The organism is Streptomyces sp. NPDC006314 (assembly GCF_040613075.1).
Classification (GTDB): Bacteria; Actinomycetota; Actinomycetes; order Streptomycetales; family Streptomycetaceae; genus Streptomyces.
In genome coordinates this window covers 98,840-113,045 of the sequence record NZ_JBEXRL010000006.1, presented here as the reverse complement: position 1 = coordinate 113,045, position 14,206 = coordinate 98,840, and the positions used below count along the sequence as shown (strand labels likewise).

Sequence of the window (14,206 nt, the reverse complement as noted above, 5' to 3'; positions counted from 1 at the left end):
ACGTCGCGTCAATAAGGAATCCGATTATCGCACTGCCGATAATCGAGAGATCTCTTGTTTCCGTGTACGAGGGTGTGTAAAAGTGTGCGCTGTCGGCGCACGGTCGCACAACATTTTCGTCTGTGCGCGCCAGGCTGCTCCCCCGTACACCCCCCACGCTTCAAAAGAGCCGCCTCAGGTGGACGTTCGAGCTGCCCCGTGACCTCCCCCTACTCTTTGGTATGGACTGTTCCGTATCACGCCTGGAGGAATGCAGCCTTGAACGAGGCAGGCCCGTCCGACGAGCAGTTGAGTGCCGAACTGAAGAAGTGGACCGGAACGGCACCCGCGCTCCACCCCGTCGGAGAACTCCTCGATCGGCACTGGGAGGCGGCCTTCGCCTACGCCCGGTTGTGCACCGACGGCCCGCGCGCCGCCGGCATGCTCACCACGGCCGCCTTCACCCGCCTCTTCGGCGAATCGCTCCGGCAGGGCGGTCCGACCGCCGCCTGGCGTCCCCATGTGCTCGTCGCCGTCCGCCGGATCGCGGCCGAGTGGGACAGCGACGGCCGCCGGGAACTCCTCCACCCGGCGCTGCGACCGGGCGGCGGCTCCGGCGAGCGGGCCGCCGCCCGGCTGCTGCCGCCCCCCGGCCGACGGCTGCTCTCCCGCGCGTTCCAGCGGGTGCCCCAGACCTCCCGCGCGGTCCTGTGGCACACCGAGGTCGAGGCCGAACCCCTGACGGTGCCCGCCGCTCTCCTGGGCCTGGAAGAGGAGGACGTGCGCGTCGAACTCCGCCGGGCCCGCGAACGGCTGCGCGAGGAATGCCTCCAGGCGCACCGCGAACTCGCCCCCGAGGCCGAGTGCCGGCGCTACCTGCGCATGCTCGACGTGACGTTCCGGCGCGGCGGCGTCGACATCGACCCGGACCTGCACCAGCACCTGGTCCGCTGCCCGCACTGCAGCCGGACCGCCGACCAACTCGCCCAGTTCAACGCGGGCCTGGGACTGGCGCTGGCCGAGGCGGTGCTCGGCTGGGGGGCCCACGCCTATGCGGAATCCCGGGCGAGCCGTGCCGAGGCGCCGGCCGAACCGGCCCCGGCCCCCGCCGCATTCGCACCCCCGGCGGGGGAGGCCTTCGCCCCCACCGGAGCCGGAGTCCTCGACACCTCCGCCGATCCCGCCGATCCCACCGCCCCGGCCGGCCCCGCCCGGTCCGCCGTCTCCCGCCGCTCCGCGCACCGCGCCGCCCGCCGCGCCCGGCGCCGTCATCTCGCGCTGGCCGTCGTCACCGTCAGCGGCCTGGTCGTGCTGCCCCTGGTGCTGTGGTCGGTGCTCGGCTCCGGCGAGACCCGGGCCCCCGGCGCCGGCGGCCCCTCCTCCCGGGCGCCGGGCAAGGACGCCGCCTCCCCGGGGGCGTCCTGGGCCGGTGCGAGCGGTGCCGGCCGGGGCGCCCTGCACGGCCGGCTGCACAACCTCGCCTCCGGCCTGTGCGTGGGTGTCGTCGGCAACGAGGCCGTGGAGGGCGCCGAGACCGAACTCACCGGATGCTCCGCGACACCGAGCCAGCAGTGGACGTACGAGACCGACGGACTGCTGCGCAACAACGCGGCCCCCGACCTGTGCCTGGACTCCCGCCTCGGCTACTCGGTCCGCCTCGCTCCCTGCTCGGCCACCGGCAGGGCCGCCGGGAGCATCCGCTACGACTTCACCCTCCAGGGCGCCCTCGTACCCCGCTGGAACCAGGAGCTGGCCCTCGTCCCCGCCGCCACCGACGGCTCCGGCGCGCTGGTCCTCAAGGCCCGTGCCACCGGCGCCGTCCAGCGCTGGTCCGTCGACACCGCCAAACCCGACCTGCAGATGCAGAACGTCAACTGGGGCAGCGACAACCTTCCTTCACCGACGGCCACCACGCGGCCCACGACCCCCGAGGCGACACCCCCACCCAAGGCGTCCGAGCCGACCCCTTCCCCGACTCCCACCCCCACGGCGACCAGGTCGATTCCGTCACCCGCGCCGTCCGCCACGGCCGATCCCTGCGCCGCGTACCCGTACAACTGCGGCGGGGGCTACGGAGGCGGCGGCCGCCACCGCCGCTGACTCAGCGGTGGTGCGGCGGCGGAGGCGGGATCGTCCCCAGCCCCGGGGCCGGTTCCGGCCACACCAGCAGCACCGGGCAGGGCGCGTGGTCGACGGCGAACCGGACGGCCGGGCCGAGACTGTGCGGTCCGAGCCGGGACCGGTCCCCGTCCCGGGCCAGCACCAGCAGATCGGCCGCCTCGGCGGCCGCCACCACCTCCCGCTCGACCCGGCCCGTCCGCTCCTCGCGCACACAGGGCCGGCCGAGCCGCTCCGCCGCAGCGTCCAGCAGTTCGGCCGCCGCACTCCCGCCCAGCGCCTCAAGCAGGTCACCCGGGTCACGCTCCGGATGCCCGCGCCCGAGCAGCCCCGCGAACGCGCCGTGCGCCACGCCCGGCACATCGAGACCGCTCACATGCAGCAGCACCACCTCGCAGTCGTCCGGCGCATGCCTGCGCACGGCGTCCACGCACGCGGGCCAGGTGCCCTCGACGAGCCAGGCGATCACACGCATCCGGACGGCCTCCCTCGGCCCGTGAAAGAGCCCTCGCGGAGCCCTCAGAGAACCTGCAGCGACCCCCACAGTGCCACCACCGCGACGGCGAGGGAGGACGGCACGGCGATCAGACCGAGCTGGGTGAACTCCCTGAGGTCCACCCCGTGCTGGTGCTGGTGCACGATCCGCCGCCACAGCAGCGTCGCCAGCGACCCGGCGTAGGTCAGGTTGGGGCCGATGTTCACCCCGAGCAGCACCGCGAGAACCGCGCCCGGCCCGGCCGGTGCGGCCAGTGGGAGCAGCACCAGGACCGCGGGCAGGTTGTTGATGAGGTTCGCGAGGACGGCGGCCAGCGCGGCGATCCCGAGCAGCGCGGGCAGCCCGGTGCCGCCCGGCAGGATGTGGGAGAGCGCGTCGGCGAGCCCGTTGTCGACGACCGCCCGTACCACGATGCCCAGCGCCAGCACGAACGCGAGAAAGGCCGGGGCCGCCGCCCGTACGACGGTCAGCGGGGTGGCCCTCCGCCGCAGCAGCGCCCGCCCGGCCAGTACCAGCGCGCCAGCCGCGGCCACCCAGGAGGGCGCCACGCCGAACGCCGACGCCACGAGGAACCCGGCCAGCGTGCAGGCGACGGTCACCAGCGCGAACACGGGCAGGCGGGGTGCCTCGCCGGTGTCCTCGCCCGCCGGGGCCGCAGCCGCGAGGTCACGGGCGAAGAACCGCCGGAACACCACGTACTCGGCGCCGATCGCCACCAGCCACGGCAGCGCCATCAGCGCCGCGAACCGGGTGAAGCTCAGCCCGCTCGCCGCGAACGCGAGCAGGTTCGTCAGATTGGACACCGGCAGCAGCAGCGACGCGGTGTTGGACAGGTGGGTGCACGCGTACACGTGCGGCTTGGGCCGTACACCCGTCCGCGCGGCCGTGGCGAACACCACCGGGGTGAGCAGCACGATCGTGGCGTCCAGGCTCAGCACGGCGGTGATGGCCGACGCCAGCGCGAAGACCGCGGTCAGCAGCCGCACCGGGCGCCCCGCCGCCCAGCGGGCCATCCACGCCCCACAGGTCTGGAACAGCCCCTCCACGTCACAGAAGTGGGCGAGCACCAGCACGGCCGCCAGGAACCCGACGACCGGCCCCAGCCGTTCCGCCTCGGCACGGGCGTGGTCGAGCGGGATCGCGCCGGTGGCGACCACGATCCCGGCGGCGGGGACGGCCATGACCGCCTCCGGCCGGCCGAAGGGCCGCACGACGGCCCAGGCGAGCACGGCGACGAGGAGCACGGCGGACAGGGCCTCGGCGAGCGGGGTGTTCAGGGCGGGTCCTTCCGGGATCGATCACCAGGGTGCCCGCCCATGAAAACAGACGAGGTGGAACGCGTTACGACGACCGGGTGCCCGCCGCGCCCAGGAACTCGTCCCATCCACCCACCGGCGACTGCCCGGGTGCGAGCGTGCGCAGCTTCCGCAGCACCGCCGGGTCCTGTGCCTCCAGCCAGGCCACGAGCTGCTTGAAGGACACGAACCGCACGTCGTCGTACGCGGCCATCTTCCCGAACGCCTCCTCGACGGCGTCCATGTAGATGCCGCCGTTCCAGCGCTCGAAGTGGTTGCCGATGAAGAAGGGGGCGCGGTTGCTCTCATAGGCGCGCCGGAACCCGGCCAGATAGGTGTCCCGGGCCTGCGCACGCCAGGCGTCGTACCGCGCGCGGTCGCCGCGCGGGTTCCCGCCCGACTGGTTGAACATCAGGTTGTAGTCCATCGAGAGCACTTGGAAGGAGTGGCCGGAGAACGGTATGGACTGCAGCGGGAAGTCCCAGATCCGGCCGCCCCGCACCTTGCCCGGCCAGATCTGCAGGCCGCCGGGGGAGCTGGCGTCGTACTTCCAGCCGAGCGCGGCGGCCGTGGGCAGCAGGTTGGCCTGCCCTTCCAGGCAGGGGGTGCGGCCGCCGATCAGCTCCTTGCGGTAGTCGAAGGGGAGCGGTTCGAGGTCGGTGAAGCCGGTGTTGGTCTTCCACTTGGTGACGAAGCCGACCGCCTGCTCGATCTCGCTGCGCCACTCGGCGGGGGACCAGTTGCGGACGCCGGTCGCGCCGCAGAAGTGCCCGTTGAAGTGGGTGCCGATCTCATGGCCCTCCAGCCAGGCCGCGCGCACCTGCTGGAGCGTGGCGTGGATGTGCCGGTCGGCGAGGTAGCCGATCTGGGACGCGCCGGCCGGGTGCTGCGGCGGGCGGTACAGGTGCTTCTTGGACTCGGGCAGCGTGTAGATGCCGCTGAGGAAGAAGGTCATCTTCGCGTCGTGGCCGGCGGCCACCTTGCGGAACCGGGAGAAGAGCCCGTTGCTCAGCTCGCCCGCGCCGTCCCAGGAGAACACCACGAACTGCGGGGGCTTCTGCCCCGGCCGGAGCCGGACCGGCTTCGGCTGGTGCGGCTGGGCGCCGGTGTCGGCGGTGGAGCCGTCACCGATCGGCTTGGCCGGCCGGGCCTGCGCGGTGCCCGTGCCCTCCGCCGGGTCCGGTCCGCCGACCTTGAGGCCGGTGCCGGAGGAGCAGGCGGCCAGCGCGCCCAGGGCGCCCGCCGCCGTGCCCGCCGTCAGCATCCGCCTGCGTGAAATCCCGCTCATCGTCTCCCCGATTTCCTCGTCGCGGCCCCGGTGCGGGGCCTGCTCGCTGTGCGGTCGACGGGTTCGATGACGGGTGCCGGAGGAAAGATCGCGGCTGTCGGCGCCTGTTGCCGTTCTGTGACACTTGTGGCGTGGTCATGGCGAACCCCGCTGCCGTGGGGGCGGGACAGCGGGGTTCTCGGGCGGTGTGCGGTGGGTGCGGGGCCGGTGGGTCAGAGGCCCGGCGGTGTCCGGTGGGTCAGGGGCCGGTTCCGGGGCTGAGCACCGTCAGGAAGACGGACGAGGAGTTCCCGGACACGGGCACCGGTCCGCCCGACCACGTGACCTTCAAGTGGTCGCGCTCGTCCGGCGGGGTGACCAGCAGCGCGGCCGGCGTGGCCGACTTGGCGCCGCTGACCCCCGGGTTGGAGAAGGTCAGCCCGGCCCAGGCACTGTGCCCGGGCTTGAGCGTGACAGGCACCGGCGAGCCCGGCCGCCGCTTGGGGTCGGCGCCCAGCTGGGTGCCGGAGCCGTTCACGAAGGCCGCGCCCGGGTAGCCGCGCAGGGTGCAGGTGCGGGCGGACTTGTTGGTGAAGACGACGGGGAAGTTCTCCTGACCGGCTCCCGGGTCGTTGCGGCCCACGGCGGCGCGCAGCTCGGAGGTGTGGCACCGGGAACTCGCGGCGGCCGGGGTCGTCCCGCGGCCCGAGGACGCCGTCGCCTGCCGGGCGGAGGACGAGGCGGCGCCGGTGGCGGCGGAGGCCTCGGCGGACGTGGCGGATGCCGGGCTCTTCGAGGTGTCCGGCGCGGGCGCGGCCGTACCGGACACCGTCATCGGCGGGTTGCTGTGGACGTCCTGGCCGTCGCCGCAGGCGGTCAGGAGGCCCAGCACGGCGACCGTGCCTACGAGCAGGGCGCCGTGCCGCGCGGACCGGGGGGTGTACACCATGTCGCTCAACACTCCTGAATCTTCGGGGCACGCGACGGACCGCGTGCCTACGGCGCCGGGTGCGCCGTCATGACACTCCGATGCGCCGAACGCCGGAAAAGTTCGGGGCATGCATGGGTTCTTTTCCCCCTCTTGACCCGCGGACCGCGCCGTTCACGACACCCGCAGCGAACGGAGTATGCCGTCGGTGGCGTCGCCTGCGCCCCGCTGGCGCACCTGAACGTACACCTGCGGTCGCACGGCGCCGCCCACCGGGGACAGTGCGGTCTCCGTGACCGAGCCGCCGTCCGGGCAGCCGCTCCAGGCGCGGACCAGCCCGTGCCAGTCGGCGTCGGCGAAGGTACGGCTGCCGGAGTAGCGGCAGCCGGAGTGGGCGAGGGCCTTGATCCTCGCGGTGATGTCGCCGTGCTCGCTGACTCCGACGAACACGCCGTTCACGCCGGCCGTCAGATCGGGCCAGCGCGCCAGGTCGTCGCCCACCACCAGGCCCGGCTCGTGCCCCGCCTTCAGCCCGAGCGCATGCGGGTCCCAGCCGGAGCCGCGCAGCTCACGGCCCCAGTCGGCGGGCACCTGGAGGGCCACCCGGCCGGTGGTGTCGGTGACCCGCACCTCGTCCGGCGTGCCGTCGTGGCGTTGGGTCACGATGGTCACCGTCACCGCGGCGGCCGTGGCCGTGAGGACCGCGGCGAGCACCAGCGTCACGGTGCTGAGCCGGCCGCGCACACCGTCCAGCCGCCGCGCGGACCGCACCGCCGGCGGCCCGGCCGCCAGCCGGTCCAGCTCGTGCGCGAACGCCTGTGCGCCGGGCCAGCGCCGCGCCCGGTCCGGTTCCAGCGCGCGCACCAGCGCCCGGTCCACGTCCTCGCCGAGGTCCGGCCGCAGCCGCCCGGGCGGTACGACCCTCCCCGGCGGACCCGGTACCGTCCCGGTGACCAGTTCGTAGCCGACCGCGCCGAGGCTGTAGACGTCGGCCCGCTCGTCGATGCCCTCCCCCGGCTCGGCCTGCTCCGGCGGCTGGTAGCCCGCCGAGCCCGCCGCCAGGGTCAGCACGGAGGCCTGCGCCAGGCTCTTCGCCAGCCCCAGGTCGGCCAGCAGTACCCGCCGGGTGCCGTCCGGGGCGGTGTGCAGCAGGACGTTGGTCGGCTTGATGTCGCGGTGCACGATGCCCGCCTCGTGCAGCGCGGCGGCGCCACGCGCGGCCTCGGCCGTCAGCGCCAGCGCGTCGGGCACCGGCAGCGGCCCGGCGGCCAGCAGGTCGGCGAGGGTGCCGCCGTCGGCGTACTCCATCACGAAGTACGGCCTGCCGTCGGGGAGTTCACCGATGTCGTAGACCTGCACCACCCGGCCCGAACCGGCCCGGCGCAGCAGCCGGGCCTCGGACAGGAAGCGCTCCCTGATGTCGAGCCGGTGCGCCCAGTTCTCGGCGAGGACCTTCACCGCGACCGGGGCCTGGAGCTCCGGGTCGTGGGCGAGCCACACCGTGGCGAAGGCGCCGGTGCCCAACGGCCGTTCGAGACGGTAGCGGCCGATCCGCTCCAGGGAGTGCATACGACTATCATGCCTGCCCTGAGATCGACTTGGAGGGGGGCCTTCCGTGCAGGACCAGGCGCCGATGGAAGACCTCGCCCGGCATGCCGCCGCCGGCGACAGCGCGGCCCTGGAGCGGCTGCTGACCGAGATCCGGCCGGAGGTCGTGCGCCGTTGCGCCCGCTTCCTGCCCTGCCGGGAGGACGCCGAGGAGGCCGCCCAGGACGTGCTGCTCCAGGTGGCCCGGCACATCTGCGCCTTCGAGGGCCGAAGCCGCTTCGGCACCTGGCTGTACACGGTGGTCGCCAACTGCTGCCGGCAGAAGTACCGCGAGCTGAAACGGCGGGCCGCCGAACAGCCCGCCGCCATCGAGCCCTCCCACGCCGTCGACCCGCGCACCACCAGCGTCATCGCCGGCTCCCGGGTGGACCTCATGGAGGCACTGGACCGCTTGGAGCGGGAGCATCCGCACCTGGTGGCGCCGCTGGTCTACCGGGACATCTGCCAGCTGGACTACGCCGAGGTGGCCGAGCGCGTCGGCATCCCTCTCGGCACCCTCAAGTCCCGGCTGCACGAGGCCCGCAAGCAGGTCCGGCCCTGGCTGACGGCCTCCTGAGGCCTGCAGATCCGCCTCGCAGGCCCGCGGGTCCCCGTCGTGGGACTACATGTCCTCCTCGTACAGGGGCAGCTCCGCCCAGATCGTCTTGCCCTCCGGGGTGTGCCGGCTGCCCCACCGCTGGGTGAGCTGGGCGACCAGCAGCAGCCCCCGGCCGCCCTCGTCGAAGATCTTCGCCCGGCGCAGGTGCGGGGCGGTGTGGCTGGTGTCGGAGACCTCGCAGATCAGCGTGGAAGCGTCATGGATCAGCCGCAGCCGGATCGGACGGGAGCCGTACCGGATGGCGTTGGTGACCAGTTCGCTGACCACCAGCTCCGCCGTGAACGCGGCCTCGCTCAGCCCCCAGGCGTCCAGCTGCTCCACGACCTGCTTGCGGATGGGCGCGACCAGCGCCGGGTCGGCGGGGATGTCCCAGGTCGCCACCTGTGAGGCGGGCAGGCCCTGGGTGCGGGCGAGCAGCAGCGCCACGTCGTCGGCGGCGCCGCCATGGGGCAGCAGGGCGTGCAGGACACGGTCGCAGGTCTCGTCCAGGGAGCCCGTGTACGCCCCGAGCGCCTGGTACAGCAGCTCACGGCCGGCATCCCCGTCCCGGTCCCGGGACAACACCAGGCCGTCCGTGTACAGGGCGACGACGGTGCCCTCGGGCAGGTCCACCTCGGCGGACTCGAACGGCAGCCCGCCGAGGCCCAGCGGGGGACCGGCGGGCAGGTCCAGCACCTGCGGCCGCCCGTCCGGCCGCATCAGCACGGGCGGCGGATGCCCGGCGCGGGCCAGCGTGCAGCGCCGCGACACCGGGTCGTAGACGGCGTACAGGCAGGTCGCACCGACCTCGCCGGGGCTGCCGTCGTCGCCGCCGGACTCGTCCGACAGCCGCAGGACCAGGTCGTCCAGATGGGTGAGCAGCTCGTCCGGGGCCAGGTCGATGTCGGCGAGGGTGCGTACGGCGGTGCGCAGCCGGCCCATGGTGGCCGAGGCCTGGATGCCGTGCCCGACGACGTCCCCGACGACCATCGCGACCCGCATCCCGGACAGCGGGATCACGTCGAACCAGTCCCCGCCCACCCCGGCCCGCGCGGCCGGCAGATACCGGGACGACGCCTCCAGCGCGGCCGTGCGCGGAAGGTTGCGGGGCAGCAGGCTGCGCTGGAGGGCGAGGGCGGTCTCGCGCTCACGCGAGTAGCGGCGGGCGTTGTCGATGCAGACGGCGGCGCGCGTGGTGATCTCCTCGGCCAGCAGTCTGTCGTCCGCGGTGTACCCGTCCGGGCGCCGGTGCCGGGTGAAGACCGCCACGCCCAGGGTGAGTCCACGGGCCCGGATGGGCACCGACATGGTGGAGTGGATACCGAAGGTGCGCACCCGTTCGTCGCGCAGGCTGTTCCAGGTCTGCCACGGGGTCATGTCGCCCTCGGCCGTCGAGGTGATCATCGTGCGGCCCGCCGTGAGCGAGTCGGCCTGCGGGGAGCCGGCCGGGTACCGCTCGGTCTGCCCGGGCTTCGTCACCGCCTCCGGTACCCCGCCGAGGACCGACCAGTGGGCCGCCCGGCGCAGGGTGACCGGCGCCGTGACGCGTGCGGGGGGTTCACCGCCGTACTCCTCGGGGTCCAGCAGATCGATGGTGACGAAGTCGGCCAGTACCGGCACGCACATGTCCGCCAGTTCCTGCGCCGTACGCGTGACGTCCAGAGTGGTGCCGATGCGGACACTCGCCTCGTTGACCAGCTGCAGCCGCTGGCGGGCCCAGTGGTTGTCGCTGATGTCGTGCGCGGCCAGGCACACGCCCCGCACCCGGCCCTCCGGGTCCCTGACCGGTGCCATCCGGGCGAGCCAGGCGGGTGCCCGGTCCTCACCCCCGCCGCACAGGAGGATCGGCACGTCCAGAGGGGAGCCCGAGGCCAGCACCCGGAGCATGCCCTGTTCCAGCTCCTCGCCCTGCGGCCGGCCGCCGATCTCCGAGGGCCGCAGCCCCCGGACACGCTCCTCCGGCAGACCGATGACGGAGGCCATCGCGTCGTTCATCCGGCGCAGCCGCAGCTCCTCGTCGTACACGGCGACCGCGCACGGCGACTGGACCAGGCCCGCCTCGGCGAGCGGATCGTCCGCGGCGGCCGGCCCCGCGGCCGTCAGCGGGGTGACCACGAGCCAGTCGCCCTGGTGCTCGCCGTGCGGCGGCAGGCGATGGGCGAGCAGCCACACCGAGACGGTACGGCCGTCCCGGTGGCGCAATCCGACCGTCCCCTCCCAGCGGGCACCCGAGGGCGCGGCGTGGACACGGCCCCCGGCCAGCAACTCGGCCGCGGGGCGGCCCACGACGACGTCCGCGGGGTGGCCGAGCAGGCGCCGTGCGCCCTCGTTCCACTCCACCAGTGTTCCGTCGCCATCGATGACAGCCCGGGCCGTCGCCGCCTCGTCGAACGGATAGACCCGGCTCATCGTCGCCGCTCCCAAGCGCACACTCACAGTGAACAGGTGGCACCACTTCTGTTCCAGCGTAGTGCTTCCCGCCCTCCCGTGAACCGCGCCCCCGGCCACCTGGCCGGTAGGCCGAACGAGGCCAGGGGTGAAATCCGGCCGATGTGCCGGCCGGGGCAGCCGCAGAGGTCCGGACCCTTGACGATCGTGTGTGGCAGGCCGTCAGAATCTGTTTGCTCACGATCAGTTGTGAGTACTTCTGGGCCCCGATGAGGAGAGCCGCCATGACGGTCACGCGCAGATCGGTTCTGGTCGCAGCCACGGCGGCGCCCGCGACCGGAGCGCTCCTGGGCATTCCGGCTGCTCCGGCCGCCCTCGCCGCCGGGTCCTCCGGTGCCCGGGGACGCCACACCGTGCCCCTGCGTGACGGCTGGCGGTTCGCGCTGGTCAACGCCGGTGGCATCACCGACCCGACCGGCATCTCCGCCGAAGCCGCCCACCCCGCCTACGACGACTCGGCCTGGCGCGAGATCGCGGTCCCGCACGACTGGAGCATCGAGCAGACCCCGACGACCGACCACGGCACCACCAGCGGCACCGGCTTCTTCCCGGGCGGCCTCGGCTGGTACCGGCTCGCCTTCACCCTCCCGCCCGGGTACGCCGGCAAGCGGATCTCGGTGGAGTTCGACGGCGTCTACATGGACTCGTACGTCTACTGCAACGGCACGGAAGTGGGGCGCCACCCCTACGGCTACACCGGCTTCGCCCTCGACCTGACCGACCTGGTACACACCGACGGCACCACCCCGAACGTGCTCGCGGTCAAGGTCCAGAACCAGCTGCCGAGCAGCCGCTGGTACTCCGGCAGCGGCGTCTACCGTGAGGCCCGCCTGGTGATCACCGAGCCGGTGCACGTGGCCCGCTGGGGCACGCACGTCACCACCCCCGAGGTCTTTGCCGGCCGTGCCCTCGTCCGGGTGCGGACCCTGGTGCGGAACGAGTCCGGCAGCGGCACCGACGTCCAGGTGGTCTCCCGGATCACCGGCCCCGACGGACGCACGGCCGCCCGCACGTCCACCACGGTCGCCGTCTCCGGCGAGGCCGCCGAGACCCACGAACTGACCGTCCACCAGCCACGCCTCTGGGACTTCACGACCCCCGCGCACCGCTACACCCTGCACACCGAGCTGCGCGTCGCCGGCCGCACCACCGACACCTACCGCACGACGTTCGGCATCCGCACCTACCTTTTCGACCCCGACGAGGGCTTCTCCCTCAACGGCACCCACGCCAAGATCAAGGGCGTCGACCTCCACCATGACCAGGGCGCCCTCGGCGCCGCGATCAGCATCGACGCCGTCCGCCGGCAGATGCGGATCATGAAGTCGATGGGCGTCAACGCCTTCCGCACCTCGCACAACCCGCCCTCGCCGCAGATGATCCAGGTCTGCGAGGAACTGGGCATCGTGATGATGGTGGAGGCCTTCGACTGCTGGAGGACCGGCAAGACCCGGTACGACTACGGCCGGTTCTTCGACGAGTGGTGCGAGAAGGACGCCACCGAGATGGTGCTCGCCGCCCGCAACTCGCCCGCGGTGGTCCTGTGGTCCATCGGCAACGAGATCCCCGACTCCACGTCCACGGCCGGGCTCGCCATGGCCGACCGGATCATCGGCGCGATCAAGGCCGCCGACGGCACCCGGCCGGTCGTCATCGGCTCGAACAAGTACCACGGCGTGCCCGCCACGGGTTCCGCGGCCGACCGCATGCTCGCCAAGCTCGACGGCCTCGGCCTGAACTACAACACCGCCAAGTCGGTCGACGCCCTGCACGCCAGGTACCCGCACCTGTTCCTCTTCGAGTCCGAGTCCTCCTCGGAGACCTCGACCCGGGGCACGTACCAGGAGCCGGAGCACCTGAACACGGGTGAGAACCACACGCCCGGCAGACGGGAGGTCTCCTCCTACGACAACAACCTCGCCTCCTGGACGATGAGCGGCGAGTACGGCCACAAGAAGGACCGGGACCGGAAGTGGTTCGCGGGCCAGTTCCTGTGGTCCGGCATCGACTACATCGGCGAGCCCACCCCGTACGACGTCTTCCCGGTCAAGGCGTCCTTCTTCGGCGCCGTGGACACGGCCGGCTTCCCGAAGGACATGTACCACCTCTTCAAGAGCCAGTGGACGACCGAGCCCATGGTCCATCTGCTGCCGATGACCTGGAACCACGAGGAGGGCGACACGGTCGAGGTCTGGGCGTACGCCAACGTGCCCTCGGTCGAGCTGTTCCTCAACGGAACGTCGCTGGGGGTGCGGGAGTTCGACGTCAAGAAGACCACCGACGGCCGGACCTATCTGGAGACCACCGAGGCCACCGGCGACGACAAGACCTTCACCGACGGCCCCTACCCGGGCAGTTACACCAGCCCCAACGGCAGCGCGGGCAAGCTGCACCTGACGTGGAAAGTGCCCTACCGGCCGGGGGAGTTGAAGGCGGTGGCCCGGCGGGACGGCAAGGTGGTCGCCACCGACGTGCTGCGGACGGCAGGTGCCCCGCACGCCGTGCGCCTGACCGCCGACCACATGTCCCTCGCCGCCGACGGGCGTTCCCTGGTCTTCGTGACCGCGGAGATCGTCGACACGCATGGCGTGGTCGTGCCCGGCGCCGAGCACCTCATCGCCTTCCAGGTGACCGGTGGCCGCCTGGCCGGCGTCGACAACGGCCGTGAGGAGAGCGCCGAGCGCTACCAGGCGAGCACCCGGACCGCCTTCCACGGCAAGGCCCTGGCGATCGTCCGGTCCGGGGCCGAGCCGGGCGTACTGAAGGTCGCGGCCACGGTGGACGGCCTGCGTACGGGCTCCGTGCGGGTGCGCACGACACCGGCCCGCTCGACCGCCACCACCCCCGCCGCCGGCTTCACACCCGACCATCCGGCTCCGCCGGACTACCCGCGTGCGGACGCCGGTTACTCCGGCCGCCCGGACACCCTGCCCGCCGCCATGCTCGACGGCGATCCGGCGACCGGCTGGTCCAATGCCTTCGCCAAGTCCGCCACGGCACTGCTGCCGGCCTTCAACGGGGCCCGTGCGAAGGACTGGGTGTCGGTCGACTTCGGGCGATCCCGGACCGTCGACCGGGTGGCGGTCTCCTTCACCGTCGACGCCACGCACTCGCTGCCCGCGCAGGCCGAGGTCGCCGTGTGGGACGGGCGGGCGTATGTGCCGGTCACCGGCGCGAAGGCGGAGTGGGCCACCGCGTCGGACAGCCCGACCGTGATCACCTTCGACGCGGTACGCGGCTCGCGACTGCGGCTGACACTGACGAGCGCCTACCCGGGCGAGGCGAGGGGAGCGGTACGCATCAGCCGGCTCGATGTCTGAGGGGGGCGGAAGTGCCAACTCGAGCATCCGGGACCCCTGCCTATGCACAGAGCAGGCTGAAGGGCCGCACGGGCCAGTTCTGCTACCTCGACGACATCCAGTCCTGGTCCACCAACGAGACCGCGATCAACCGGAACGCGGCCCTCGCCTGGATGGCGTCCTTCGTCGCC

At 73.0% G+C, this 14,206-nt stretch carries 9 protein-coding genes; 3 read left to right on the top strand and 6 right to left on the bottom strand.

The features are described 5' to 3' along the window. Positions 1-258 precede the first annotated feature (258 nt). Positions 259-2,079, top strand: coding sequence for an RICIN domain-containing protein (locus ABZ079_RS12990; protein ID WP_356939481.1), 1,821 nt, complete (start codon positions 259-261; stop codon positions 2,077-2,079). Position 2,080: 1 nt separating this feature from the next. Here the strand turns inward: ABZ079_RS12990 and ABZ079_RS12985 are convergent, their stop codons facing one another. The 5 genes from ABZ079_RS12985 to ABZ079_RS12965 all read right to left on the bottom strand — a co-directional run bounded on the left by ABZ079_RS12985 (position 2,081) and on the right by ABZ079_RS12965 (position 7,652). Next, positions 2,081-2,572 (bottom strand): universal stress protein, encoded by a 492-nt coding sequence (locus ABZ079_RS12985; protein WP_356939480.1) that lies wholly within the window; start codon positions 2,570-2,572, stop codon positions 2,081-2,083. Between the two features lie 44 nt (positions 2,573-2,616). Next, positions 2,617-3,870 (bottom strand): arsenic transporter, encoded by a 1,254-nt coding sequence (locus ABZ079_RS12980; protein WP_356939750.1) that lies wholly within the window; start codon positions 3,868-3,870, stop codon positions 2,617-2,619. A gap of 64 nt (positions 3,871-3,934) precedes the next feature. Continuing rightward, positions 3,935-5,176, bottom strand: a complete 1,242-nt coding sequence (locus ABZ079_RS12975) for a hypothetical protein (protein WP_356939479.1) — start codon at positions 5,174-5,176, stop codon at positions 3,935-3,937. A gap of 238 nt (positions 5,177-5,414) precedes the next feature. Continuing rightward, a complete protein-coding gene (locus ABZ079_RS12970; protein ID WP_356939478.1) occupies positions 5,415-6,104 on the bottom strand; it encodes a DUF4232 domain-containing protein in 690 nt (229 codons plus the stop codon). 153 nt (positions 6,105-6,257) lie between these two features. Then, positions 6,258-7,652, bottom strand: coding sequence for a serine/threonine-protein kinase (locus ABZ079_RS12965; RefSeq protein ID WP_356939477.1), 1,395 nt, complete (start codon positions 7,650-7,652; stop codon positions 6,258-6,260). A gap of 46 nt (positions 7,653-7,698) precedes the next feature. Between ABZ079_RS12965 and ABZ079_RS12960 the strand changes: the two genes are divergently transcribed. Further along, positions 7,699-8,247, top strand: coding sequence for an RNA polymerase sigma factor (locus ABZ079_RS12960; protein ID WP_356939476.1), 549 nt, complete (start codon positions 7,699-7,701; stop codon positions 8,245-8,247). A 45-nt stretch (positions 8,248-8,292) separates the two neighbouring features. On the opposite strand, the gene ABZ079_RS12955 is transcribed toward ABZ079_RS12960, so the two are convergent. Continuing rightward, positions 8,293-10,677 carry a SpoIIE family protein phosphatase gene (locus ABZ079_RS12955; protein ID WP_356939475.1) on the bottom strand — a complete coding sequence of 795 codons (2,385 nt, stop codon included), beginning with the start codon at positions 10,675-10,677 and terminating at the stop codon, positions 8,293-8,295. 263 nt (positions 10,678-10,940) lie between these two features. On the opposite strand from ABZ079_RS12955, the gene ABZ079_RS12950 reads away from it, so the two are divergent. Then, complete coding sequence (locus ABZ079_RS12950) at positions 10,941-14,036, top strand: glycoside hydrolase family 2 TIM barrel-domain containing protein (protein WP_356939474.1); 3,096 nt, start codon at positions 10,941-10,943, stop codon at positions 14,034-14,036. The last annotated feature ends 170 nt before the right edge of the window (positions 14,037-14,206 follow it).